The 25,119-nt window shown below is 64.8% G+C and carries 22 protein-coding genes; 5 read left to right on the top strand and 17 right to left on the bottom strand.

What is annotated here, in order from left to right; all coding sequences use genetic code 11:
* Nucleotides 1-627 precede the first annotated feature (627 nt).
* From EAV90_RS34325 to EAV90_RS34315, 3 genes are all read right to left on the bottom strand, one after another.
* Nucleotides 628-1,635, bottom strand: a complete 1,008-nt coding sequence (locus tag EAV90_RS34325) for an Hsp33 family molecular chaperone (protein WP_129145932.1) — start codon at nucleotides 1,633-1,635, stop codon at nucleotides 628-630.
* A 248-nt stretch (nucleotides 1,636-1,883) separates the two neighbouring features.
* Nucleotides 1,884-2,807 carry an ornithine carbamoyltransferase gene (gene argF, locus EAV90_RS34320; RefSeq protein ID WP_122406080.1) on the bottom strand — a complete coding sequence of 308 codons (924 nt, stop codon included), beginning with the start codon at nucleotides 2,805-2,807 and terminating at the stop codon, nucleotides 1,884-1,886.
* Nucleotides 2,807-4,015 (bottom strand): aspartate aminotransferase family protein, encoded by a 1,209-nt coding sequence (locus EAV90_RS34315; RefSeq protein ID WP_129145931.1) that lies wholly within the window; start codon nucleotides 4,013-4,015, stop codon nucleotides 2,807-2,809. Before EAV90_RS34315 ends, argF begins: the two co-directional genes overlap by 1 nt.
* 461 nt (nucleotides 4,016-4,476) lie before the next feature.
* Here EAV90_RS34315 and EAV90_RS34310 point away from each other — a divergent pair, with 461 nt between their 5' ends.
* The gene (locus EAV90_RS34310) at nucleotides 4,477-4,989 is read left to right on the top strand and encodes a GcrA family cell cycle regulator (RefSeq protein WP_122406082.1); all 513 of its coding nucleotides are present in this window, start codon (nucleotides 4,477-4,479) and stop codon (nucleotides 4,987-4,989) included.
* A 260-nt stretch (nucleotides 4,990-5,249) separates the two neighbouring features.
* Here the strand turns inward: EAV90_RS34310 and phoB are convergent, their stop codons facing one another.
* The 10 genes from phoB to EAV90_RS34260 all read right to left on the bottom strand — a co-directional run bounded on the left by phoB (nucleotide 5,250) and on the right by EAV90_RS34260 (nucleotide 15,181).
* Nucleotides 5,250-5,957 (bottom strand): phosphate regulon transcriptional regulator PhoB, encoded by a 708-nt coding sequence (gene phoB / locus EAV90_RS34305; protein ID WP_008143479.1) that lies wholly within the window; start codon nucleotides 5,955-5,957, stop codon nucleotides 5,250-5,252.
* A 15-nt stretch (nucleotides 5,958-5,972) separates the two neighbouring features.
* Nucleotides 5,973-6,689, bottom strand: coding sequence for a phosphate signaling complex protein PhoU (gene phoU, locus EAV90_RS34300; RefSeq protein WP_122406083.1), 717 nt, complete (start codon nucleotides 6,687-6,689; stop codon nucleotides 5,973-5,975).
* Nucleotides 6,690-6,700: 11 nt separating this feature from the next.
* A complete protein-coding gene (gene pstB, locus EAV90_RS34295; protein WP_122406084.1) occupies nucleotides 6,701-7,522 on the bottom strand; it encodes a phosphate ABC transporter ATP-binding protein PstB in 822 nt (273 codons plus the stop codon).
* Nucleotides 7,519-8,364, bottom strand: a complete 846-nt coding sequence (gene pstA / locus EAV90_RS34290) for a phosphate ABC transporter permease PstA (RefSeq protein WP_129145930.1) — start codon at nucleotides 8,362-8,364, stop codon at nucleotides 7,519-7,521. Before pstA ends, pstB begins: the two co-directional genes overlap by 4 nt.
* A 1-nt stretch (nucleotide 8,365) precedes the next feature.
* Complete coding sequence (pstC, locus tag EAV90_RS34285; RefSeq protein ID WP_164937228.1) at nucleotides 8,366-9,355, bottom strand: phosphate ABC transporter permease subunit PstC; 990 nt, start codon at nucleotides 9,353-9,355, stop codon at nucleotides 8,366-8,368.
* Between the two features lie 168 nt (nucleotides 9,356-9,523).
* A complete protein-coding gene (pstS, locus tag EAV90_RS34280; RefSeq protein ID WP_129145928.1) occupies nucleotides 9,524-10,537 on the bottom strand; it encodes a phosphate ABC transporter substrate-binding protein PstS in 1,014 nt (337 codons plus the stop codon).
* A 144-nt stretch (nucleotides 10,538-10,681) separates the two neighbouring features.
* Nucleotides 10,682-11,980: an ATP-binding protein gene (locus EAV90_RS34275; RefSeq protein WP_122406087.1), complete on the bottom strand. Its 1,299-nt coding sequence runs from the start codon at nucleotides 11,978-11,980 to the stop codon at nucleotides 10,682-10,684.
* A 46-nt stretch (nucleotides 11,981-12,026) separates the two neighbouring features.
* Nucleotides 12,027-13,082, bottom strand: coding sequence for a lysylphosphatidylglycerol synthase domain-containing protein (locus EAV90_RS34270; RefSeq protein WP_122406088.1), 1,056 nt, complete (start codon nucleotides 13,080-13,082; stop codon nucleotides 12,027-12,029).
* Between the two features lie 399 nt (nucleotides 13,083-13,481).
* Entirely contained in the window at nucleotides 13,482-13,784 is a 303-nt protein-coding gene (locus tag EAV90_RS34265) for a hypothetical protein (protein WP_162500501.1), read from the bottom strand.
* A 2-nt stretch (nucleotides 13,785-13,786) separates the two neighbouring features.
* Entirely contained in the window at nucleotides 13,787-15,181 is a 1,395-nt protein-coding gene (locus EAV90_RS34260; protein ID WP_129145927.1) for an OmpA family protein, read from the bottom strand.
* 165 nt (nucleotides 15,182-15,346) lie between these two features.
* Between EAV90_RS34260 and EAV90_RS34255 the strand changes: the two genes are divergently transcribed.
* Nucleotides 15,347-16,405, top strand: a complete 1,059-nt coding sequence (locus tag EAV90_RS34255; RefSeq protein WP_129145934.1) for a polysaccharide deacetylase family protein — start codon at nucleotides 15,347-15,349, stop codon at nucleotides 16,403-16,405.
* A gap of 182 nt (nucleotides 16,406-16,587) precedes the next feature.
* Nucleotides 16,588-17,388 (top strand): SDR family NAD(P)-dependent oxidoreductase, encoded by an 801-nt coding sequence (locus EAV90_RS34250; RefSeq protein ID WP_122406092.1) that lies wholly within the window; start codon nucleotides 16,588-16,590, stop codon nucleotides 17,386-17,388.
* A gap of 181 nt (nucleotides 17,389-17,569) precedes the next feature.
* On the opposite strand, the gene boxB is transcribed toward EAV90_RS34250, so the two are convergent.
* The 4 genes from boxB to EAV90_RS34225 all read right to left on the bottom strand — a co-directional run bounded on the left by boxB (nucleotide 17,570) and on the right by EAV90_RS34225 (nucleotide 23,609).
* Nucleotides 17,570-19,021 carry a benzoyl-CoA 2,3-epoxidase subunit BoxB gene (boxB, locus tag EAV90_RS34240; RefSeq protein ID WP_122406093.1) on the bottom strand — a complete coding sequence of 484 codons (1,452 nt, stop codon included), beginning with the start codon at nucleotides 19,019-19,021 and terminating at the stop codon, nucleotides 17,570-17,572.
* 151 nt (nucleotides 19,022-19,172) lie between these two features.
* Complete coding sequence (gene boxC, locus EAV90_RS34235) at nucleotides 19,173-20,861, bottom strand: 2,3-epoxybenzoyl-CoA dihydrolase (protein WP_122406094.1); 1,689 nt, start codon at nucleotides 20,859-20,861, stop codon at nucleotides 19,173-19,175.
* Nucleotides 20,862-20,998: 137 nt separating this feature from the next.
* Nucleotides 20,999-21,811, bottom strand: coding sequence for an alpha/beta fold hydrolase (locus EAV90_RS34230; protein WP_129145926.1), 813 nt, complete (start codon nucleotides 21,809-21,811; stop codon nucleotides 20,999-21,001).
* 256 nt (nucleotides 21,812-22,067) lie between these two features.
* Complete coding sequence (locus EAV90_RS34225) at nucleotides 22,068-23,609, bottom strand: benzoate-CoA ligase family protein (RefSeq protein WP_129145925.1); 1,542 nt, start codon at nucleotides 23,607-23,609, stop codon at nucleotides 22,068-22,070.
* A gap of 121 nt (nucleotides 23,610-23,730) precedes the next feature.
* Between EAV90_RS34225 and EAV90_RS34220 the strand changes: the two genes are divergently transcribed.
* Nucleotides 23,731-24,639, top strand: coding sequence for a helix-turn-helix transcriptional regulator (locus tag EAV90_RS34220; protein WP_129145924.1), 909 nt, complete (start codon nucleotides 23,731-23,733; stop codon nucleotides 24,637-24,639).
* Between the two features lie 2 nt (nucleotides 24,640-24,641).
* Nucleotides 24,642-25,037, top strand: a complete 396-nt coding sequence (locus EAV90_RS34215; RefSeq protein WP_129145923.1) for a group II truncated hemoglobin — start codon at nucleotides 24,642-24,644, stop codon at nucleotides 25,035-25,037.
* Nucleotides 25,038-25,119 lie beyond the last annotated feature (82 nt).

Genomic DNA, 25,119 nt, shown 5'->3' with positions numbered 1-25,119 from the left:
TCCAACACTCAAGAACAAACTTAACGCCTATGGGGAAGACCGGGTGCTGACCTCGCACCCGCGGTCTGCTGCGCGAAAGGATCGCGCAAAAAGACTGCACAGCAGCATACAGGTGGAGCCAATCACTCGGCCTTCCCTGCGCGATGGTCGGACGGCTTATACCGCGCTCTCCTGGGAGCCGAATTCCTTCTGGCCTCCCTCGCGCTCACGGAATTCACCAGCACCGCGCCGGTTGACGCGACTGCCGCCTCCGCAAGAGCTTGACCGTAGCAACGACGGCCAGGACCACACGGTTTTGCCGTACGCACGGTTCGTTGGCGCCACAGGGTTCGACGGCGTTGTGCACGTTGCCACCGAAATGCTGACGCGACGAACCTGACAGCGCCGCTCGTCCGCACGAAGCCTCGGGCTCACGGAGAGCAATCCGCCCTGCCCTTGACATCTCGTACACGACGCTGCTGCGTCCACCGCAAGCCCGGCTCGCGACAATGACGACCTCATGATCGCCCCTCGAGAATGAGCCGGGATGGGCGATACATACGCCAATTCCGAATTTCGGTAAAGCGGAATATCTTTGCGCGACGGGATTGACAGAGGGCGACACAGGCTACGGGCTACGGACGCCGTCTACGCGCCCCCCACGCCCGCCTCGTGCGGCGTGAACTGGTACACCGACGAGCAGAACTCGCAGGTGACGACGACCTTGTCGTCCTTGACCATGGCGGCGCGGTCGTCGGGCGAGAAGCTCTTGAGCATCGAGGCGACCGCATCTCGCGAGCAGGAGCACCGCGCATCGAGAACCTGCGGATTGAACACGCGCACGCCGCGCTCGTGGAAGAGGCGGAACAGCAGCCGCTCGCCCGAGAGCTCGGGATCGATCAGCTCGACGTCCTCGACGGTCTCGATCAGCGAGCGCGCCTCGACCCAAGCGTCGTCCTCAGTGACGCTGTGCGCCTCGGTGCCTTCGGGCGCATCGCCGGGATGCAGATCGGCCTGACGTGCGCGCTCCGGCGCCTTGGGCAGAAACTGCATCAGCATGCCGCCGGCGCGCCAGCGATGCTTGCCGCCGTCGCTACTGCGCCACTCCTCGCCGACCGCGAGACGCACGCGCGTCGGGATCTGCTCGGAACGCAGGAAATATTCGTGGGCAGCGTCTTCCAGGCTGCCGCCGTCGAGCGCGACCAGCCCCTGGTAACGACTCATGTCGGGGCCCTGGTCGATGGTCATGGCGAGATGGCCGCGGCCGAGCAGCGCGCCGGAATCCTTCGCCGTGCCCAAGCGCGAGGCATCGAAGCGGGCATAGGCGCGCAGATGGTCCGGCGACTTGTAGTCCACCACCAGGAACGACACCGGGCCGTCGGTCTGGGCCTGAAGAATGAAGCGGCCCTCGAATTTGAGCGCCGAGCCGAGCAGCGTCGTCAGCACGATGGCCTCGCCGAGCAGCTTGCCGACCGGCGCCGGATAGTCGTGCTTGGTGAGAATGTCGTCCAGCGTCGGACCAAGCCGCACCAGACGCCCGCGCACGTCGAGCGCGTCGACCTCGTAAGGCAGCACGGCGTCGTCGATTGGAACCGCCGATGGTGCGCGAACCGGGCCTTCAGGCCCGGTTTTAATGTCAGGGGATTGGGAAACCATGGCGCTTTATCTGGGGTCAGAGAGTGGGAAATGGAAGGGGGGTGAAGCGCCCCAAACTCAGTGTCGTCCCGGGCAAGCGCAAGCGCAGATCCGGCATCCATAACCACAGGATTGGATGATAGCGCGAGCCGAGAACTCCGAGTCCTCGCGGATCGGGGCTCCGCTCTAGACAACGCTGCGCGTCGTCGGGCGCTGCGCTTGTCCGGGACGACGAATAGTATTTGCGGCCGGCGAAACGCCAACCCCCGCTACTTCACCGCGTCGAAGCACCAGGCCAGAATGCCTTTCTGCGCGTGCAGGCGGTTTTCGGCCTCGTCGAACACGACCGATTGCGGGCCATCGATCACCTCGTCGGTGACCTCCTCGCCGCGATGGGCGGGCAGGCAGTGCATGAACAGCGCGTCGGGCTTGGCGAGCGACATCAGCTTGGCATTGACCTGGTAGGGCTTGAGAACGTTGTGGCGGTGCTCACCCTCCTTGTCGCCCATCGACACCCAGGTGTCGGTGACGACGCAATCGGCGCCGCGCACCGCGGCTTCCGGATCGTTGCCGAGCACGATCGGCGCGCCAGTCGCCTTGATCCAGTCGCGCATCGCCTTTTTCGGCGCGAGCTCCGGAGGCGTTGCGACGTTGAGCTGGAATTTGAAACGCTCGGCGGCATGGGCCCAGGACGCCAGCACGTTGTTGTCGTCGCCGGTCCAGGCCACGGTCTTGCCCTCGATCGGGCCGCGATGCTCCTCATAAGTCATGAGGTCGGCCATCACCTGGCACGGATGCGAGCGCCGCGTCAGGCCGTTGATGACGGGCACGGTGGCGTTGGCCGCAAGCTCCAGCAGCGCATCGTGATTGAGGATGCGGATCATGATGGCGTCGACATAGCGCGACAGCACGCGCGCGGTGTCGGCGATGGTCTCGCCGCGGCCGAGCTGCATCTCGGCGCCGGTGAGCATGATCGCCTCGCCGCCGAGCTGGCGCATGCCGACGTCGAATGAGACGCGGGTGCGGGTCGAAGGACGCTCGAAAATCATCGCCAGCGTCTTGCCTTCGAGCGGTCTCACCGGCTGATGCGCCTTCTGCTTCGCCTTCATGGCGGAAGAGGCGGCGAGCATGCTCTTGAGCTCCGACAGCGGCAGCTCGTTGATATCCAGAAAGTGCTTCGGCGACTTGCTCATCAACTTGCCACCCGCTTGGTCTGACTGGACGAGATCGCAGCGCAGGCGCGCTCCAACCGTCCGACGCTGTCCTCGATCTCCGCCTCGGTGACGATCAAGGGTGGCAGGAAGCGCACGACATTGTCGCCAGCCCCGACCGTGAGCAGTTTTTCGCCGCGCAGCGCCGCGACGAGATCGCCCGAGGGCACCACGGCCCTGATGCCGATCAGGAGGCCCTCGCCGCGCACCTCGCTGACGACATCGGGATGACGGTCGATCACGGAGGCGAGCTTCTGCTTGAGCAGCAGCGACATCTTCTGCACGTGGTCGAAGAAGCCGGGCTTGAGCATGACGTCGAGCACGGCGTTCGCAGCCGAGATCGCGAGCGGATTGCCGCCGAAGGTCGAGCCGTGCGAGCCGGGCCCCATGCCAGCGGCCGCCTCCGCGGTCGCCAGCACCGCGCCGATCGGGAAGCCGCCGCCGAGCGCCTTGGCGAGCGACATCACGTCGGGCGTGACGCCGGTGCGCCGATAGGCGAAGAGATCGCCGGTGCGGCCCATGCCGGTCTGCACCTCATCGAAGGCGAGCAATATGCCGTGCTCGTTGCAGAGCTCGCGCAGCGCCTTCAGGAAGCCGGGAGGCGCAGAACGAACGCCACCCTCGCCCTGGATCGGCTCGATCAGGATGCCGGCGGTGTGCGGGCCGATCGCCTTCCTCACGGCGTCGAGGTCGCCATGTGGCACTTGGTCGAACCCGTCCATCGGCGGACCGAAGCCCTCGAGATATTTTGCAGATCTGGTGGCGGCGAGCGTCGCCAGCGTGCGGCCGTGGAAGGCGCCCTCGAAGGTGATGATGCGGTAGCGTTCCGGATGTCCCTCGGAGAAGTGATGATGGCGCACCAGCTTGATCACGCCTTCCAGTGCCTCGGCGCCGGAATTGCAGAAGAACACGAAGTCCGCGAAGCTTTCCTTGCACAGACGCGCCGCGAGCTTCTCGCCGTCCGGGCTCTGGAACAGGTTCGACATGTGCCAGAGCTTCGTCGCCTGCTCCTGCAACGCCTTGACCAGCGCGGGATGGACATGGCCGAGCGCATTCACCGCCACGCCCGAGGTGAAATCGAGATAGCGGTCGCCATTGGCCGCGATCAGCCAGCAGCCTTCGCCGCGCTCGAAACCGAGGTCGGCCCTGGCGAAAACGGGAAGCAAATGCGGCGCGGCGCTGTCAGTCATGACGTCACTTGAATGTTGCGGACGGTGTGAGACGTGCATTGCGCAACGCACCATCGACCGGCCCCGGAAAACGAAACGTGCCGCCTTTTAAGGGCGGCACGTGAGACTATCTTATGCCTGGCAAGACGGGTGTCAATGCCGCCCGGAAAGCCTCGCGAAACGCTGAATCCGTAGTCTTGCGGTGCCGATTTTGCGGGGTTTTCACCACGGAACATGTGGAAGCGAGTCGGCGGACTCTTGCGCGGGAGTCACGCCATATTGTAGCGTTTGGACTGTCAGATACGACATCTCGTGCAGCGGTTCTGATCCCAAGAGTCCTCATGTACCGGCGTAAACGTTCGGGCGTCCTTGAGCGCGCCCGGCGAGCCTTAAGGGATTCGGGCGGCACGGGTTTTTCAAGGCTTTAGGCATTCGCTGCGAAGGCCAGAGGTTGGCAGGCGCGCAGCGAGGGAAAGGGTGCAATGACGGTTTTGACCTGGTCCGATGATCGCGTCGAGCAGCTGAAAAAGCTCTGGGAGGCCGGACTTTCGGCCAGCCAGATCGCGGCGGAGCTCGGCAATGTGACCCGCAATGCCGTGATCGGCAAAGTGCATCGGCTCGGTCTGTCCGGCCGCGCCAAGAGCCCTTCATCGGCAGCGCCCCGGCCGCGCAAGGCGCGGCCCGCGCAGCACATGATGCGGGTGACCCGCCCCGTCGCACGCGGCAACACCGCGCTGGCGCAGGCCTTCGAGGTCGAGGTGGAGGCCGAACCTGTCACCTACGACAACGTGGTGCCGATGAGCCAGCGGCTGTCGCTGCTGGAATTGAACGAGGCAACCTGCCACTGGCCGGTCGGCGATCCCTCGAGCCCGGATTTCTTCTTCTGCGGCGGCAAGGCGCTCTCCGGCCTGCCCTACTGCGCACAGCATTCGCGCGTGGCCTATCAACCCACAGCGGATCGTCGCCGCGCGCCGGCGAAGCCGGGCACGCGGTGAGTTTGTTGATCTAGCTGATTGCAACGACGGCGCCGTCACACGCTGACGGCTCAACATACCCGAAGTCGTCCCGGCAAGCGCGCCACAAGCGCGCGCAGATCCGGGACCAATAGCCACCGCAAGACGTGGTTACGGGGACTCCGAGTTACCCTTTCGCAAAACAATCACGTCCTGTCGTTATGGGTCCCGAATCTGCGCGCGACTGTCCGGGACGACACTGAGGCTATGGCAGCAGCCCGCTAAAGCAACGCCAGCAAACCCTACGTCTGCTCTGCCTTCGCGAAACGATCGTCCAGCGCATAGCCGGCGCCGCGAACGGTGCGGATCGGGTCCTGCTCGCGGCCTAGATTGAGCAGCTTGCGCAGGCGGCCGATATGGACGTCGACGGTGCGCTCGTCGATGTAGATGTCGCGGCCCCAGACACTGTCGAGCAGCTGCTCGCGCGAGAACACGCGGCCGGGATGCTCCAGGAAGAACTCCAAGAGGCGATATTCGGTCGGGCCGAGATCGATCGGCCGGCCCGAACGCGCTACGCGGCGCTTGTCGCGATCGAGCTCGATATCGCCATAGGCGAGCACGGTGGCGAGCCGCTCGGGGCTCGCGCGCCGCAAGAGGCCCTTCACGCGCGCGAGCAGCTCCGGCACCGAGAACGGCTTGACGATGTAGTCGTCGGCACCGGTCGCAAGTCCACGCACCCGCTCGCTTTCCTCGCCGCGCGCCGTGAGCATGATGATCGGCAGCTGCTTGGTCTCGGGACGGGTACGAAGCCGCCGGCACAGCTCGATGCCTGACAGGCCCGGCAGCATCCAGTCGAGCACGATCAGATCGGGAATGTGCTCCTTGAGGCGGGTGTCGGCGTCATCGCCGCGCATCACCGTCTCGACGTCATAGCCGTCGCCTTCGAGGTTGTAGCGGAGAAGCTCGGTGAGAGCTTCCTCGTCCTCAACCACCATAATGCGTGCGCCCATGTTGTCGTCGCTCCCTTAGGTATTCGGCACCGTCGTGGCGAAGGTCGTCATGTCGCCCTTCGGCCGCTTGTCGGTGATCGCCTGGCCCTCGATCATGTAGAACACGGTCTCCGCGATGTTGGTGGCGTGATCGCCGATCCGCTCGATGTTCTTGGCGCAGAACATCAGGTGGATGCAGAACGAGATGTTGCGCGGGTCCTCCATCATATAGGTGAGGAGTTCGCGGAACAGCGAGGTGCAGATGGCGTCGACCTCCTCGTCGCCCTTCCACACCGCCATCGCCGCCGGCAGATCGTGCGCGGCATAGGCGTCCAGCACCGACTTGACCTGCTGCTGCACGAGATCGGTCATGTGTTCCAGGCCGCGGAACAGCTTGAGCGGATGGAAATCCGTCTCCAGCGCGGCGACGCGCTTGCCCATGTTCTTGGCGAGGTCGCCGATGCGCTCCAGATCGGTCGCGACGCGCATGGCGCCGACGATCTCGCGCAGATCCACCGCCATCGGCTGGCGGCGGGCGATGGTGAGCACGGCGCGCTCCTCGATGCGTTTCTGCAGCGCGTCGAGCTCGGCATCGGTGGTGACGACGCGCTGCCCGAGCGTGACGTCGCGACGGATCAGCGCGTCGACGGAATCGACGATCATGCGCTCGGCGATGCCGCCCATCTCGGCGACCAGGCGGGTGAGCTCCTGGAGGTCGGTGTCGAAGGCCTTTGCGGTATGTTCAGAACCCATGTTCCGTCTCCTCAGCCGAACCGGCCGGTAATGTAATCCTGCGTGCGCCGGTCGCTCGGCGACGTGAATATCTTGCTGGTGTCGTCGAACTCGATCAACTCGCCGAGATACATGAAGGCGGTCTTGTCGGAGACACGCGCCGCCTGCTGCATGTTGTGGGTGACGATCGCGATCGTGTAGTTCTCGGACAGTTCCTGGATCAGCTCCTCGACCTTGGCGGTCGAGATCGGGTCGAGCGCCGAGCAGGGCTCGTCGAACAGGATCACCTCGGGCCGCACTGCGACTGTGCGGGCGATGCAGAGGCGCTGCTGCTGGCCGCCGGAGAGCGACAGGCCGGAGGCATTGAGCTTGTCCTTGACCTCGTTCCACAGCGCGCCGCCGCGCAGCGCCTTCTCGACGCGGTCATCCATCTCAGACTTCGAGATCTTCTCATACAGACGAATGCCGAAGGCGATGTTCTCGTAGATCGTCATCGGGAAGGGTGTCGGCTTCTGGAACACCATGCCGACCCGCGCCCGCAGCAGGTTGAGATCCAGCTTGGGGTCGAGGATGTTGGTGTGGTCGAGCAGCAGCTGGCCGGTGGCGCGCTGGCCCGGATAGAGATCGTACATCCTGTTGAAGATGCGCAGCAGGGTCGACTTGCCGCACCCAGACGGGCCGATGAACGCCGTGACACGGTTGGTGCCGAGCGCCAGGTTGATGTTCTTCAGCGCGTGGTGCTCGCCGTAGTAGAAATTCAGGTTGCGCGCGGTGACCTTGGCGGGCGCCTCGGGCAGCAGCTGCGAGCCGGGATGAACGGTCGGCGCGCTCACGGAAACAGACATTTCACTCATTTTGCAGTCCTCTCGGCGCCGATGATGCGCGCGCCAATGTTCAGGGCAAGCACGGTCAGGGTGATCAGCAGCGCGCCGCTCCAGGCGAGCTGCTTCCAGTAGGCGTAGGGGCTCTGCACGAAGTTGTTGATGGTGACCGGCAGGTTGGCCATCGTCTTGTTCAGGCCAAGGCTGAAGAACTGGTTCGACAGCGCAGTGAACAACAGCGGCGCGGTCTCGCCGGCGACGCGGGCCGTGGCGAGCAGCACGCCGGTGATGAGGCCGGAGCGCGCGGCGCGATAGGCGATCCGCTTGATCACCAGCGAGCGCGGCAGGCCCAGTGCGCTGGCGGCTTCGCGCAGCGGGTTCGGCACCAGCAGCAACATGTCTTCCGTGGTTCGCACCACGACCGGGATCACGATGACGGCGAGCGCGAGGCTGCCTGCGATCGCCGAGAAGCCGCGCATCGGCACCACCACCGCGCCGTAGATGAACAGGCCGATGATGATCGAGGGCGCCGACAAGAGGATGTCGTTGATGAAGCGGATGACCGAGGTCAGCTTGTCGTTGCGGCCGTATTCGGCAAGATAGGTGCCGGCGAACAGGCCGAGCGGCGCGCCGATGCCGACGCCGAGCACGGTCATGATCAGCGAGCCGACGATGGCGTTGAGCAGGCCGCCCTCGGTCGAGCCCGGCGGCGGCGTATTCTCGGTGAAGACCTGCAGGTTCAGGCCGGCCAGACCGTTGTAGAGCAGCGTGATCAGGATCAGCGCGAGCCAGGTGACACCGAAGGCGGCGGCGCCGATGCAGAGCCCGCGGATGACGATGTCCTTGCGGCGGCGGCGTGAATAGATCGGATTCATGTCACTTCCCCGCCTTCTTTTCCAGACGCAGCAGCATCAGCCGCGCGGCCGCGAGCACGAAGAACGTCAGCACGAACAGGAGCAAGCCGAGCAGGATCAGGCCGGACTGATGCAGGCCGTCGCTCTCGGCGAACTCGGAGGCGATCGCTGCCGAGATCGTGGTGCCCGGGGCGAAGATCGACGAGGAGATCCGGAACGAGTTGCCGATGATGAAGGTCACCGCCATGGTCTCGCCGAGCGCGCGGCCCAGCGCCAGCATGACGCCGCCGATGATGCCGACGCGGGTGTAGGGGATCACGACGCTGCGGACGACTTCCCAGGTGGTGCAGCCGACGCCATAGGCGGCTTCCTTCAAGACCGGCGGCACAGTCTTGAACACGTCGACCGAGATCGAGGTGATGAAAGGCAGCACCATGATGGCGAGGATCAGCGCGGCGTTGAACAGGCTGAGATAGGACGGAGGACCTGCGAAGATCGCGCCCAGCACGGGAACACCGTCGAACACCCGGATCATGAAGGGCTGGAAGGTGTTGGCCAGGAACGGGCCCAGCACGAAGAAGCCCCACATGCCGTAGATGATCGAGGGAATGCCGGCGAGCAGCTCGACCGCCATGCCGATCGGGCGGCGCAGCCATTGCGGGCAGAGCTCGGTGAGGAAGATGGCAATGCCGAGACCGACGGGAATCGCGATCAGCATCGCGATGAAGGAGGTGACGAGCGTACCGTACATCGGCCCGAGCGCGCCGAGCACGGGCGGATCGGCCGACGGCGCCCAGCGCTGCGTCCACAGGAAGGAGATGCCGTATTCCTTCATCGCCGGGAACGCACCGACGATCAGCGAGATGATGATGCCGCCGAGGATCAGCAGCACCGAGATGGCGGACAACCGCGTGATCCAGTAGAAGGTGACGTCGCCGAGCTTGAACGCGCTCAAGGCCTTGGCGCGGTCATACGGTCCGGCGTCGTCGATTACATCGCTCTGAACGGCCATCTCTGCCACGCCGATCCCCTGTACCAAAGAATACACGTTTTATTGGGTCTCGTGCCCCGGACGCGGTGCGAAGTGCCGCGCCGCGTCCAGGGCCCAGTTCTTGTGGGTCCCGGCTCTGCGGAGCAGCACTTGCGTGCTGCACCGCGTCCGGGACGCGAGAGGAGAGCCTCAGCTCTTGATCTCGGCAGCCCAGGTCTTCTCGATCAGCTGGACGACGCTGTCCGGCATCGGGATGTAGTCGAGCTCCTCGGCCGCCTTGTCGCCGTTCTTGAACGCCCAGCGGAAGAACTTGATGGCTTCCTGCGAGGCCGCCTTGTCGGTGGCTTCCTTGTGCATGAGGATGAAGGTCGCTGCGGTGATCGGCCAGGACTTGTCGCCGGGCTGATCGGTCAGGATGACGTAGTAGCCGGGCGCCTTGGCCCAGTCGGCGTTGGAGGCGGCCGCCTGGAAGGCTTCGACGGTCGGCTGCACCGGCTTGCCGGCCTTGTTGACGAGACCGGTGTAGGTCAGCTTGTTCTGCTTGGCATAGGCATACTCGACATAGCCGATCGAGTTCTTGGTCTGGCTGATGTTGCCCGACACGCCTTCGTTGCCTTTGGCGCCGACGCCGACCGGCCACTCGACCGCGGTGCCCTCGCCGACCTTGCTCTTCCAATCCGCGCTGGCCTTGGAGAGATAGTTGGTGAAGTTGAAGGTGGTGCCCGAGCCGTCCGAGCGGCGGACCACGGTGATCGGCTCCGACGGCAGCTTCACGTTCGGATTGAGCTTCTTGATCGCGGCGTCGTCCCACTTGGTGATCTTGCCGAGATAGATATTGGCCAGGATTTCGCCATCGAACACCATCTCGCCGGGCTTCACGCCCTCGATGTTGACGACGGGAACGATGGCGCCCATCACCATCGGCCACTGGACGAGGCCGTCCTTCTCGAGCTGCTCGGCCTTGAGCGGCGCGTCGCTGGCGCCGAAGGTCACGGTCTTGGCCTGGATCTGCTTGATGCCGCCGCCCGAGCCGATCGACTGGTAGTTCAGACCGTTGCCGGTCTCTTTTTTGTAGGCGTCAGCCCATTTCGAATAGATCGGGAACGGGAACGTCGCGCCGGCACCGGTGATATCGGCCGCAAAGGCTGCCGTCGTCGATGCGGCGACCAAGCCGGCAGCGACGACCGTTTTGAGGAAATTCATGCTGGTCTCCATACAGGGGAGCGAAGCGCCATCCGCGCCCGATCGCGCTCCCCGCACCGCCCCTTTAGGAACGGTCGGCTGTGCTTTTACGAAGGTTTCGTGACAGTTGGATGACACAATCAAGCGTTTGAAATCGCTAGAATTTCAGGCCTGCACCGAAGTCCTAGCCTGGGGAAAACAGGCCGTGAAAGTGGCGCCCTGCCTGGGCACGCTTTCGATCAGAAGCCGGCCGCGGTGGCGGTTAAGAATATGTTTCACCAGCGATAATCCGAGCCCGGTGCCGCCTTGCGAGCGGCTGTCGCCGACGTCGACCCGGTAGAAGCGCTCGGTCAACCGCGGCAGGTGCTCCGGCGCAATGCCCGGGCCGAAATCGCGGACCATGACGCGGATTTCCTGACCTCCGTCAGCGGCCGCGCTTGATGTCAGCGACACGATGACGCGTCCGCCCGAGGCCCCGTATTTGAGCGCGTTCTCGATCAGGTTCTCGAACAGGCGGAGTAGCTCCTCGCGGTCGCCCGCGATCATCACCGGCGGCTCCGGCAGATGGATCTCGACCTCGACCTGGCGCTCACGTGCCAGCGGCTCGAGCCCGTCGGCGACCTGGCGGATGATCGGCACGAGATCGACCAGGGTGTCGGGGCGGACATGGGCCGACAACTCGACCCGCGACAACGACAGGAGATCGTCGATCAAGCGCGCCATGCGGGTGGCCTGGTTGTGCATGATGCCGAGGAAGCGTTCCCGCGCCTTCGGATCGTCCTTGGCCTGGCCCTGCAGCGTGTCGATGAAGCCCGACAGCGCGGCTAGCGGCGTGCGCAGCTCGTGGCTGGCATTGGCGACGAAGTCGGCGCGCATTTCCTCGACCCGGCGCAGCGGCGTCTGATCGTGGAAGGTCATCAGCATGCACTTGTCGGCGCCCCCGAAGCTGGTCGGCACTGGCACCGGCGTGATCATGAGCTCCATCCATCGATCGACCGGAACATGGTCGAGATAGGTCGCGCGCCGCGGCTCCGTGGTCGCGATCGCCTCGCGCAGCGCCGTGATGATCTCCGGCGAGCGCAGCGCGAACTGGGCGAGCTCGTTCCGGCGCAGCGCCGGCGCGAGCTGGGCGGCGGCGGCGTTGAGGTGGATGACGCGGCCGGCGCGGTCGAGCAGCACCGCCGGATCGGGCATGCCGGCGACCACGGCGGCCACCGCCGCGCTCTCGACCGGGTTGATGCGGCTGACGTCGTCGCGGGAAGCGGCAGGATCGTGCAGCCGCCACGGGATCAGGGCAGCCGCCGCGATGCAGAGGAACACGATTGCGGCGTGCAGCGCCGACAATTCGCCGAGCGAGACCACGACGGACAGCGCCAGCGCCGCGGCGATCAGGATGATGGTCGAGTGCCGCAGCCGATCGGACCAGGGCTGGGCGGAGGGAGAAGATGGGGCATCGATCGCCACGGGACGGGCTTCTCCTGGAGGACTTGTCCTAAGGACTTGGCACCGTTCAGGCGCCGCTGTCGCTGCGCTCTCTCACATAGGCGGCTTCAGGCGCCGGGCCGGGGTCCAGCTTGAGCGCCGCCTGTTGCAGGCGCTTCGATCGCGCGCCGATGATAACTTCTCGAAACGTCAGCAAGATTACAGATAAGACGAAGGGAGACAGATAATAGAGGACGCGGAACAACAGCATGCCGCCGAGCAGCTCCTCCCGGTCCATCTGCCAGAGGCCGACCAGCATGGCGGCATCGAACACGCCGAGGCCGCCGGGCGAATGGCTGGCGAAGCCGAGCAGGGTCGCCGAGACGAAGATCACCGCGACCACGACGAAACCGAGATTGGGCTCGTCCGGGACCAGCACGTACATCGCCAGCGCGCAGAAACCGAGATCGACGATGCCGATCACGATCTGGAGCAGCGTCAGCGGCCCGCCCGGCAGCACCACGGTCCACGGGCCGCGGCCGACCACCCGCGGCTGGGTCCAGACCCAGACCACGTAGCCGACCAGGGCGACGATGATCATCAGCGCCAGCGTCCGGTTCAGCCAGGGCGGCAGCTGGTCGATCGAGGCGGCGGCCTCCGGATGGTAGGAGATGCCGAGGCCGAGCACGGCGGCATTGCCCAGCCAGAAGGTCAGGCCGGCGAGGAAGCAGATTTTTGCGACGTCGATCGCGTTCAGCCCATAGGCCGAATAGATGCGGTAGCGCACCGCGCCGCCGGTGAAGACGGACGCGCCGACATTGTGGCCGATCGAATAGCTGGTGAAGGCCGCGAGCGCGTTGATGCGATAGGGCACATGGGCATGGCCGATCGCGCGCACCGCGAACAGGTCGTAGAAGGTCAGGGTGAAATAGCCCGCGGCGACGAACAGCGCCGCCATCGCGATCTGCCTCGGCTCGGTGCTCTTGATCGCCTCGAGGACCTCGTTGAAATCGATGCCCCTCAGCATGTGATAGAGCACATAGCAAGCGATACCGATGACCGCGATGCTGATCACAACTCCAAGCTTATGCAGGATTTGCTTCTGGCGCAGAAACGTCATCGCCCTGCGTATGGGTTCCAGCATCTAGACCTCGAACAACGCTTCAGCGGCCAGGACGGCCGGAGAACAGGCGAACGACGCACAGGCACGCGGCGGCCCTTCACCGCCGGCTCCGGCATCGCGCATGCCCCCTCCCCCTCCACTAGCGCGTTTTCGGGCGAAGTGGAATTCGCCAATTCGAACAAAAACACGTGCCTTCAATATTTTAGGCAGGGTTACGGCTCCTGGGGCACGGCTTGGCGCTTTCGGCGGCAAGGCTCGACGCGAATCTCCATGGCAATCTTGCGCAGACGCCATGAAGTTTTGATGATTTCGGCCGCGCAATGTTCCGTCACGAGTTAAGCCGACGTCAATCTATGGGGCACGCCCGCCCGCTGAAGAGGATGATCGACGCGGCTGGTCACGTCAGGGTGCACGGCAACATCACGGAGTGGCCGGCGGCACGGTGCGCGAGACCACCCGGTCGCGCAACCAGGCGCCGATGGTGCAGCCGACGAGGTAGCAGGCGAACAAGACCAGCCCGAGATCGAGCCAGTAGCCGAAACGGCCGGGGACCACATGGGTGAATGAGGCAGCGACCAGGCCCGCAACCAGCGCCGCGAGCCAGCGCGCCGTCACCTTCGAGGTGCCGTTGCCGCGCTGGACCACCGAGATCCAGCCCATGCAAAAGCCCAGCAGCAGCGAGCCGATCAGCCAGCCCAGATGGAACGAGACGAGATAAGGCATCGTCACCTCACCAGAAATTCGATGCGGCGGTTCTGCGCCTTGCCTTCATCGGTGTCGTTGCCGGCGACGGGCTGCGTGCTGCCATGGCCGACCGCGGTGAAGCGGCTGGCGGGCAGGCCGGCCTTGACCAGATAATCGATCACCGCCTGCGCGCGCTTTTCCGAGAGCGCCTGGTTGAAGGAGTCCTCGCCGTCGGCGTCGGTGTGTCCGACGACCTCGATATTGGTGGTGGGGCAGCGCAGCGCCGTCTCGATGAGACGATCGAGGATGCCGGCCGAGTCAGGATCGATCTCCGCGCGCTTGGTCGCGAAGCGGATCTTGCCCTTGGTCAGGAGTTCCGAGAACAATTGCTGGCACACGGTGCCGTCGACAGGGCCTGCCGCCGGCTTCACGGTGATCTCCGGCTTGTACTGCCAGTTTTTCGGGAAGTCCTTGCCGAGGCCTGCGCGGATGTCGTTGGCGGCTCCTTCGTAGAGCGCATCGCCCGACAGCTTCACCTCGCGGTCGGAGACGACGAGCGTGCCGGTCGACAGCCGCGACAGCGCGCCGAGCGCTGCGACGACTGCCGTGCTGAAGGCGCCGGGTGCGCCGATGCTGGCCTTGAGATTGTCGACGACCTTCTCGGTGAAGAACTTTCGCGACGCGCTGGTGGCGATCGCCGCGTGGACGTTGTTGTCCGGAACGTAGCCGGTCAGCGTCACCGTCGCTGCCACCGGATCCTTGTAGGCCTGGAAGATATAGGGCGGCGCCTTGATCTCGTTGGCGGCAATCGAAAAACCCTCCGGCAGGTTCTTCAGCGCCGCTGCGATCGATTCGCGGCCGCCGAGCTCGCGCGCCATGCCCGACAGATTGACCTTGGTGTCCGTGATCGTGATCTTGCCGTCCTTGAGCTTGCCGATCTGATCCAGCAACAGCATCGCGGCGGCCTCGAACCGAGGCGGCGCGCCGCGGGCCAGCCCCATCTGGTCGGCCACCTCGACGCCGCCGACCTCCTTGCGGGCAGCCTCGGTCAGCCGCGCCTTCATCGACGGCAAGGGCGCGGAGCCCGACAGCGTCACCCGCACCACGTCGCGCTCGGCGTTCCAGACGAAGGGCTTGGCCTCGGGAACAAGGCGCGTCCGGTCGTCGACCAGCCGCACGCCCGGGACGGTTTCGACCGCCATCACGGCGTCGCGGCGACCCTCCTCGGAAAAGGCATCCGCGGCAAGGCTGACGTCGCGGCCATCGACCGCGATCCGGGTCTTGTCCAGAACGGTATCCTTCAGCGCAGCCGAACTGCGGGCCGAAAGATCGGCCTCGACCGGTAAGGTATTATTCCAGGCCGCAAATCCCCACATGACGGCCAGGGGGATCAGCCCCGGCCACCATTTGCTGGCCCAACTGAAAAGCTTCTGCATTCGACGACCCGAACTCTGGAAACGGAGACAAAACAAACCCTTGGCAGGCTGTCAAACCGGAAATGGTGCCGTACCGAAGGCCCCGGCCGGACAATCGGAATAACTTTTTCTTCAAGGGTTCTTCCGTAAGTTGAAACCGGAATGCCAGAGTCCCCCCAGCCGGTCATGAAACAATTGCGTAACAACGTCATCCGCGCCGGGCTGGGAGCACTCTATTTCAGCGGGGCACACCACCTGCTGCGCCCGCTTTTGTCGGGCATCGGCGCCATATTCATGCTGCACCATGTGCGGCCGGCCCGTGAGGCCGCGTTCCAGCCGAACAGGCATCTCGAAGTCACCCCCGAATTCCTCCGTGCGACGCTGCGCCATTTGCGCTCGCGCGACGTCGATATCGTCAGCATGGACGAACTGCATGAGCGGCTGGTGCAGGGCCGGTTCGACCGCCGCTTCGCCGCCTTCACCCTCGACGACGGCTATCGCGACAATCTGGACTACGCATTGCCGGTGCTGCGCGAATTTGACGCGCCGCTGGCGGTCTATGTCGCGAGCGATTTTGCCGAGGGCACCGGACGATTGTGGTGGACAGCACTGGAGGCCGTGATCGCCAAAGCCGAGCAGATCGAGGTCAAAATTGGCCATTCCGCGCTGCGGCTCGATGCGACGACGATTGCGGCGAAGCAGGCGGCGTTCGACCGCCTGCACGACTGGCTGCGTGCGCTGCCGGGCGAGCACGAACTGGCGCGCGAGATCGGGGCGCTGTGCACGACATACGACGTCGACATGGCAGCGCTGTGCCGCAGCCTGTGCCTGTCCTGGGCCGAGGTGAAGACATTTGCCGCCGATCCGCTGGTCACGATCGGCGCGCATAGCGTCAGCCATTGCAACCTCGCCAAGCAGGCGGAAGACATCGCCGCGCAGGAGATGGCCGTGAGCCGCGCGCGGATCGAGCAGGCGCTGGAGCGCCCCGTGTTGCATCTCGCTTATCCCTATGGCGACCGCGACGCCGCGGGGACGCGCGAATTCGCCCTTGCCGCATCCGCCGGCTTCAAGACCGCGGTGACGACGCGGCCCGGCATGCTGTTCGCGGAGAATGCCGGCCACATGACCGCGCTGCCCCGCGTCTCACTCAATGGCAACTACCAGGACACGCGGATCCTGCCGGTGCTGACCTCGGGCGCCGCGACCGCGATGTGGAACGGCTTTCGCCGGATCGCGGCGGCTTGATTCGTCCGCATACTCAGACCTCATCCTGAGGGCGCTCCGAAGGAGCGCGTCTCGAAGGATGGGCCGCCCGCATCCTTCGAGACGCGCTGACGCGCTCCTTCGGGATGAGGGCGGAGTTGGCGGCCCTTCCTTGACTCCCCTCCCGGCCCCGCTCACAACGAGCGCCAACCAAGGGAGGTACCATGTTCAACGATCTGTTCTCGCTCAAAGGCCGTGTCGCGCTGGTGACCGGCGGCTCGCGCGGCATCGGCAAGATGATCGCGGCGGGATTCCTCAGCGCCGGCGCGGCAAAGGTCTACATCACCGCGCGCAAGGCCGGCCCGTGCGAGGCGACCGCACAAGAGCTCACGGCGCAATATGACGGCGAATGCATCGCGCTGCCGATCGACATCTCCACCGTCGAAGGCTGCAACAGGCTCGCCGGCGAAATCATCAGGCTGGAGCCGAAGCTCGACATTCTCGTCAACAATGCCGGCGCCGCCTGGGGCGCGGAGTTCGACGAATTCCCCGAAAGCGGCTGGGACAAGGTCATGGACCTCAACGTCAAGTCGCTGTTCTTCCTGACCAAGGCGCTGGCGAAGCCGCTCCGCGCGGCCGCGAGCGCGGAGCGGCCGGCGAAGGTGATCAACATCGCCTCCGTCGATGGCATCTTCGTCAATCCGAGCGAGACGTATTCCTACGCTGCCAGCAAGGCGGCCGTGATCCATCTGACTCGGCGCATGGCGACGAAGCTGATCAAGGACAACATCAACGTCACCGCGATCGCGCCGGGCGCGTTCAAGTCCGACATGAACCGCGCCGCGCGCGACCATGCCGACGAGGTCGCAAAGCGCATTCCGGCGCGGCGGATCGGCAGCGACGAGGACATGGCCGGCGTCGCGATCTATCTCGCCTCGCGCGCCGGCGATTATGTGGTCGGCAACACCATCGCGGTCGACGGCGGAGTGGTGTACGCGAACGCAGGGCTGGAGATCGCAGGGTAAGCGGCAAGGACTTCGGCAAAGGCCGCGCCTTACACTCGCTGTCATGCCCCGCGAAGGCGGGGCATCCAGTACGCCGCGGCCTGTCGGCTCAATCACTGCTGCCGCGGAGTACTGGATCACCCGCTTTTGCGGGTGATGACAGTCTTCGTATGGCGCGACGGACGCGTCTCGCGAGCGGCCGTTACGACTCGATCTTCACGTACTCGAAATCGCCGGGCTTGTTGTCGATGCCGACCTTGGGCGGCGAGATCCAGGAGGCGAACTGGCCGATCTCGGTGACGGGCTGCATCAGGGAGGTGATGAAGTCGCCGTCGCTCGCCGAGGGCAGCCATTCATCCCGACGCTTCGCCCAGGTGGCCTCGTCGATCAAGATGCCGTCGGGCGTCGCGTGCACGTCTTTGAACTCGCCGATGTGGCGATGGAAGGCGACGTTGGGCAGCGTCAGCTTGAAGTCGTAGCCCGCGGTCGAGATCACCTTGTTCCAGCGCAGCATGCCCTTGATGCAATCCTGGGTGTAATCGTCGCGCAGGCGCATGTTGAGCGCGGTCAGCGCCGGCTCGTCGACCAGCTTGGCCTCGCCATTGATCAGCTTGAGCACCGGATAGGTGGAATTCTTGAGCTGGTGATCGTCGTCGATCTGGGTCTCGTGATAGCGGCCCTTGATGCCGGCGTTGAAGGCGTTGGCCGCGTTGGTCGAGACCTCCGAGCCGAACAGGTCGAGCGACAGCGTGTAGTGCAGGTTCAGCTTCTTCTGGATGGTCGGCAGATCGATCACGCCGAGCGCGCGCACCTTGGCGATGTCGGTGGGATCGCTGATGCCGGCTTGCTTCATCGCATCGCAGGTGCGCTGCACGACGCGGGTGATGCCGGTCTCGCCGACGAACATGTGATGCGCCTCTTCCGTCAGCATGAAGCGGCAGGTGCGCGACAAGGGATCGAAGCCCGACTGCGCCAGCGAGTGCAGCTGCATCTTGCCGTCGCGGTCGGTGAAATAGGTGAACATGAAGAAGGACAGCCAGTCCGGCGTCGCCTCGTTGAAGGCGCCCAGCATGCGCGGTGCATCGGCATCGCCCGAGCGGCGGCGCAGCAGATCATCCGCTTCTTCACGTCCGTCGCGGCCGAAATACTTTTGCAGCAGGTAGACCATCGCCCAGAGATGGCGGCCTTCCTCGACATTGACCTGGAACAAATTGCGCATGTCGTAGAGCGAGGGCGCGGTCTTGCCGAGATGGCGCTGCTGCTCGACGGAGGCGGGCTCGGTGTCGCCCTGGATCACGATCAGGCGGCGCAGCATGGCGCGATGCTCGCCCGGGACTTCCTGCCAGGCCGGCTCGCCATAATGCTCGCCGAACGGAACGACGCGATTCTCTTCCTGCGGAGCAAGAAGAATGCCCCAGCGATATTCGGGCATGCGCACGTAGTCGAACTTGGCCCAGCCGCGCGGATCGACCGAATAGGCCGTGCGCAAATAGACCAGCGATTCCTGGAAGCCCTCAGGGCCCATGTCGCTCCACCAGTCCATGTAACCGGGATGCCAGCCTTCCAGCGCCTTGAGCACCTGGCGGTCTTCGGCGAGGTTCACGTTGTTGGGAATCTTGGTCGAGTAGTCGACGTTCATGATGTTCATGTTCATGGCCGTGCTCCTTGCGATCTCTTCCCGTCATGCCCGGCCTTGTGCCGGGCATCCACGTTCTTGCTTCTTTGAGCCAAGGACGTGGATGGCCGGGACATTTGTGCAAAGACGCGCTTCGCGCTTCTGCCCGGCCATGACGCAGTGAAAGTCATCAAACCCGCGTCATATCGAATTTCGGCTTCTGCCCGCTGCCGTAGCGGCGCAGCGCGCCTTCCTCGCCGACCGCGTTGGGGCGCTGGAAGATCCAGTTCTGCCAGGCGGTGAGGCGCGCGAAGATTTTCGATTCCATCGTCTCGGGACCGACGAAGCGGAGGCTCGCTTCCATGCCGGTGAGACTGTCGGGCGAGAAGCTGGCGCGCTCCTCGAGGAAGACGCGGACCTCGTCATCCCAGTCGATGTCGTCGAGCGCGAAGGTGACGAGGCCGAGCTCTTCCGCCTGCTCGGCGTCGAGCGCGGTGCCGAGCGTTGCTTCCGCGCGCTCCACATCGGACGGATCGGCCTGGAAGCGTGATTGAAGCCGCGTCAGCCCATGGCTCATCGGATAGGGACCGAAGTTCATCGCCGAGAGCTCGATCGACGGCGGCGGGCGGTTGTCGCCCTGGCGCGTGCCGATCAGCATGTAGGAGCGGTCGGCGGCGAAGACGAGCTCGGCGAGCGTGCCGGCAAAGCAGGAGCCGGGCTCGACCAGCGTCACCAGCGTACGCGAGGTGACGTCGATGCGCTTCAGCACGCGCTTCCAGTAGTGCCTGATCTCGTTGACCAGCCAGTGCGCCTTGTTGGCTTCGAGGAAGGCATCGCAAGCGAGCACATGGGCGCGGTCGCCATGGCTCTTGAACACCAGCATGGCGATCTCGAGCTCGTTGATGCGCAGATGCAGAATCGCGTCATCGAGCTCGCGCGCGACCTGGAGCGGCCAGAACGAAGCCCCCTGCGCCATCATGGCGTCGATGTCGGCCGGCGGCGCGGTCTCCGGTGCCTTGATCGAGATGGTCGCGATGCGAGCAGTGCGATCGATGTCGACGGTGACGAAGCCGTAACGGATGCTGTTGTCGTCGATGATGCGCTTGAGCGGCGTCAGCGCAATGCCCTTGCCGCTGCCGGTGCGTTTCGAAGCGGCCGCAAATTCCCTGGCGCGCTCGGCGATCCTGGCTTCCAGCTTCGAGTTCGGCGCGATCTCGTCGACGAGGCGCCACTGCACGGCGCGCTTGCCTTTCACGCCTTCCTCGATGGTGCAGAAGACATCGGCGTGGTCGCGGCGCACCTTGCGCTTGTCGACCACGCGAGTGAGGCCGCCGGTGCCGGGCAGCACCGCGAGCAGCGGCACTTCGGGCAGCGCGACAGCCGACGAGCCGTCATCGGCGAGGATGATGTGGTCGGTCGCAAGCGCCAGCTCATAGCCGCCGCCGGCGGCCGAGCCGTTCACCACCGTGATGAAGCGCTGGCCGGAATTCTCCGAGGAGTCTTCCATGCCGTTACGGGTCTCGTTGGTGAACTTGCAGAAGTTGACCTTGTGGGCGTGCGTCGAGCCCGCGAGCATGCGGATGTTGGCGCCGGCACAGAACACGCGGTTCTTGGCCGAGCGCATGATGACGACCTTCACCCCGGGATGCTCGAAGCGCAGGCGCTGGATCGCGTCCGCAAGCTCGATGTCGACGCCGAGGTCGTAGGAATTGAGCTTGAGCAGGTAGCCCTCGAACAGGCCGCCATTTTCGTCGACGTCCATGGTCAGCGTCGCGACGTCGCCATCGACCGTGAGCTTCCAGTGCTTGTAGCGGGACGGTTCGGTCTGGAAATCGATGAACGTCGCGCCGCCTGCGAGGCGCCGATCTTCCCCGGCCATTGGTCATCCCTGAGCTTGATTATGGGTTTTGGTTTGAGCGTTAGATGCACAATAATGCATCTTATCGGACAAGTCTAGACCGAATCTAGGCCTTATATGCACTTTGCTTCATCTGACGCGACACCCCCAGATGCGCTTCACGCCGCCTGAAGTCCCGGATCATCCCGCAAGGCCGCCCTTGCGAACTGCGCGATCGCGTCGAGCGTGGGCCCGGGCACCTCGCGATGCGGGGAATGCGCTGCGCCCGCAATGATCGTCAGGTCGACCGGGCAATAACATTCCTCCTGCGCGATCTCGGCTTGGCGCAAGGTCCCGTATTGGTCGTCGACGCCCTGCACGACCATGACGGGTACGCGGATATAGGCGAGATATTCGGAGATATCCCAATCGCGGAATTTTGGATCGAGCCAGGCGCCGTTCCAGCCGTAGAAGGCGTTGTCGACGTCCTTGTGCCAGCGCGCCAGCTTGGTCTTGAGATCCGTGGTCTCGAACGTCGTCTTGATCGCGGCAATGGACTTGATCGAGATGTCCTCGACGATGAAATGCGGAGCGATCAGCACCAGACCGCTCAGGCGATGATCCTGATGCGCCCCGGCATAGATGGTGGCGATCGAAGCACCGTCGGAATGGCCGAGCAGGAGGCCGCGCTTGAATCCGATCGCATCGAGCAGCTTCGGCAGCACGTCCAGCGCCTCGCGCTGCATGTAGTCGAGCGGCCGCGGCAACGCGATCGGACTGGACTGCCCGTAACCGGCGCGTGAGTAAACGAAGATGCCAGCGCCGGTCGCCTGCTGCAGCTTCTCCGGGAAATCGCCCCAGAGGCCTGCCGACCCGAGGCCTTCATGCAGCATGACGATGGTGGGGGCGTCAGACGATTGCGGCGCAAGCCATTTGTATTCGAGGCTGGCGCCATCGATGCTGAGGAAGCCGGTGGGGGTGAGGTTGGTCATGGTCGAATTCCCATTCCTAGCCAATACCGAGATGCCCACCCTCCCCTGGAGGGGGAGGGTCGATTCACAGCGAGCGCAGCGAGATGTGAAGCGGGGTGGGGTGACAGCCTCTCCGCGGGTGCGGTGCCCGTTGAGAGATCACGCCACCCTGTCACGCGTCTCGCTACGCTCGATCGCGTGCCGACCCACGGGCGAGCTACGCTCGTCCCGGACCCCTCCAGGGGAGGGTAAGCGAGCGCGTTCGCCGCCAACTCACTCAATGTGCCCCTTCCCGCAGCTTGAATCGCTGGATCTTTCCGGTCGCGGTCTTCGGCAGCGAGTCCACCACTTCGATCCAGCGCGGATATTTCCACGGGCCGATCTTCTGCTTGACGTGCTCCTTGAGCATCTCCTGCAAGTCCGTCGTCGTCGCGCCCGGTCGCAGCACGACGAAGGCCTTCGGCTTCAGCAGGCCTTCCGGATCGGCCTCGGGCACGACGGCCGCTTCCAGCACCGCCGGATGCGTGATCAGCGCGCTCTCGACCTCGAAAGGCGAGACCCAGATGCCGGAGACCTTGAACATGTCGTCGGCGCGGCCGCAGAAGGTGTAGCGGCCATCCGCGTCACGAACATATTTGTCGCCGGTGCGGGTCCACGGCCCTTCAAATGTGCGGCGGCTCTTATGGCGCTGATTCCAATAACCCTCGCCAGCGGAAGGCGCATCGACCAGCAATTCGCCGACCTCGCCGTCGGCGACGTCCTGGCCGGCCTCGTTGACGAGCCGCACCGCATAGCCCGGCACCGGCTTACCTGACGTGCCGTATTTGATGTCGCCGGGCGCATTCGACAGGAAGATGTGCAGCAGCTCGGTCGAGCCGACGCCGTCGAGGATATCGACGCCGAAGCGCGCCTTCCAGCTGATGCCGACGGATTCCGGCAGCGCCTCGCCGGCGGAGGTGCAGACGCGCAGGGCCTTGCCGCCACGCTCGGCCTTCACGGTCTCGTCGTTGAGCATGGCCGCGAACAGGGTCGGCACGCCGTAGAAGATGGACGGGTTGTAGCGGTTCATCAGGTCGAACATGCGCGCCGGCGTCGGCCGCTCGCTGTTGAGGATCACGCTGGCGCCGACCGACATCGGGAAGGTCAGCGCATTGCCGAGGCCATAGGCGAAGAACAGTTTTGCCGCGGAGAGACACACGTCGCTTTCGCGGATGCCGAGCACCTGTTTCGCATAGGTGTCCGCCGTCGCCTGCAAATTCGAATGCAGATGGCGCACGCCCTTGGGCATGCCGGTCGAGCCGGACGAGTACAGCCAGAAAGCCGGTTCGTCCGCATGCGTCGCGGCGGTGGTGAACTGATCGCTCTCGCCTGAGAGCTCCTCGGCGAGCTGCTTGTGGCCGTTCTGCTTGGCGCCGGAGACCACGACATGCTCGAGATCGGGCATGCGGCCGACCACGTCCTTGATGACGGGATAGAGCGCTTCGGACACGAACAGCACCCGCGCGCGGCAGTCAGCGAGGATGTAGGCGTATTGGTCCGCGGTCAGCAGCGTGTTGAGCGGCACCGGCACGATGCCGGCGCGGATCGCGCCCAGGAACACGATCGGGAAATCGACCGTATCGAGCATGATCATCGCCACGCGCTCCTCGCGGCGGACGCCGAGCCGGCGCAGCATGTTGGCGGCGCGCCGGGTTTGTTGCTGGAGCTCGCCATAGGTGAGCCGCGAGACGGTGTCGTCGAAGGCAAGCTTGCTGCCGCGGCCCTCCTCGACGTTTCGGTCGAGCAGCCAGGTCACCGCGTTATAGGATCCCTCGCTCACGGACATCTCCCCCGAATTTAGAATTATAATTCATAGAAAGACATCACGACGGCTTGCTGTCAATGCCAGCAGGCACTATGTTTCATTAAAACGCGCCGCAGGACACCTGTAAAGAAGGCTCATGACCGAAAGTCCCGACGCCGAATCCCGCTTCCTCGAACAGCTCGGCCAGCGCGTACGCACCATGCGCGCACTGCGCGGCATGTCGCGCAAAGTGCTCGCCAAGGTATCTGGGATTTCGGAGCGCTACATTGCGCAGCTCGAAAGCGGCAAGGGCAACGTCTCCATCGTGCTGCTGCGCCGCGTCTCCGACGCGATGGGCGCACACCTCGAAGACCTGCTCCCCTCGGCCGATCCGACGCCGGACTGGCAGATGTTTCGCGACCTCCTGCGCAAGGCGACGCCGACGCAGATCGCGCAAGCAAAAGATCTGCTCGCCGGCGGCAGCGCCTCCGCGCCGCGGCGCGCGCCATTCTGCGGCATCGCGCTGATCGGCTTGCGCGGCGCCGGCAAGTCCACACTCGGCAGGATGCTGGCGAAGAAGATCGGCTGGAGCTTCGTCGAGCTCAACAAGGAGGTCGAGCAGCAGAACGGGCTCTCGGTCGCCGAGATCATCGCGCTCTACGGCCAGGAAGGCTTTCGCCGCATGGAGCAGGCGGCGCTGCAGCAGCTGCTCGCGCGCAACGAGCTGATGGTGCTGGCGACCGGCGGCGGCATCGTCTCGGAGCCTTTGACCTTCGACCAGGTCCTGACCTCGTTCTACACGATCTGGCTGAAGGCCGAGCCCCAAGAGCACATGGCGCGCGTGCGCCGCCAGGGCGACCTGCGCCCGATGGCGGATGATCGCTCGGCGATGGCGGAGCTGCGCAACATCCTGCTCAGCCGCGAGCCGCTCTATTCGCGCGCAACCGCGGTGGTGGATACGGCAGGATTGTCGGTGGATGACGCCGCAGCAAGGCTGATCGATGCGGTGCGGCCGGTGCTGCAGAAGGAAGCCCGCAGCTTCGGGCTGCGCAGCGTGGCGCTGTAGAGATGACCGACACTGACGTCACAATTTCCATGTTCGAGCGGATCGGCGGCAGCGCCACGATCGATCGTCTGGTCGACCGCTTCTACGACCGCATGGACACGCTGCCGGAGGCGCAGGTGATCCGCGCCATGCATGCGGCCGATCTCGGCCTGATCAGGGACGTGCTGAAACGCTATCTCACCGAATGGACAGGCGGCCCGCGGCTTTACTCCGTCGAGAAGGGGCATCCGAGGCTGCGCCAGCGCCATTTCGGTTTCGCCATCGGCGATGCCGAGCGCGACGCGTGGATGCTCTGCATGCGCGGCGCGCTGGAAGAAGCGGTGACAGACAGCGCGGCGCGGCGCGATCTCGATCAGGCGCTGTCCGGTCTTGCCAATTGGATGCGCAACCGGCCGTGACGTAGCCTGGGTGAGCGAAGCGACGTCCGGGGTCTTAGCTTCCCGGGTATCGCTTCGCTCACCTGGGCTACAATACGACCGA

It is taken from the genome of Bradyrhizobium vignae (assembly GCF_004114425.1).
In the GTDB taxonomy this organism is placed as follows: Bacteria; Pseudomonadota; Alphaproteobacteria; order Rhizobiales; family Xanthobacteraceae; genus Bradyrhizobium; species Bradyrhizobium vignae.
Note: the sequence above shows the minus strand (reverse complement) of the source record. Positions and strands in the feature narration are given on the sequence as shown.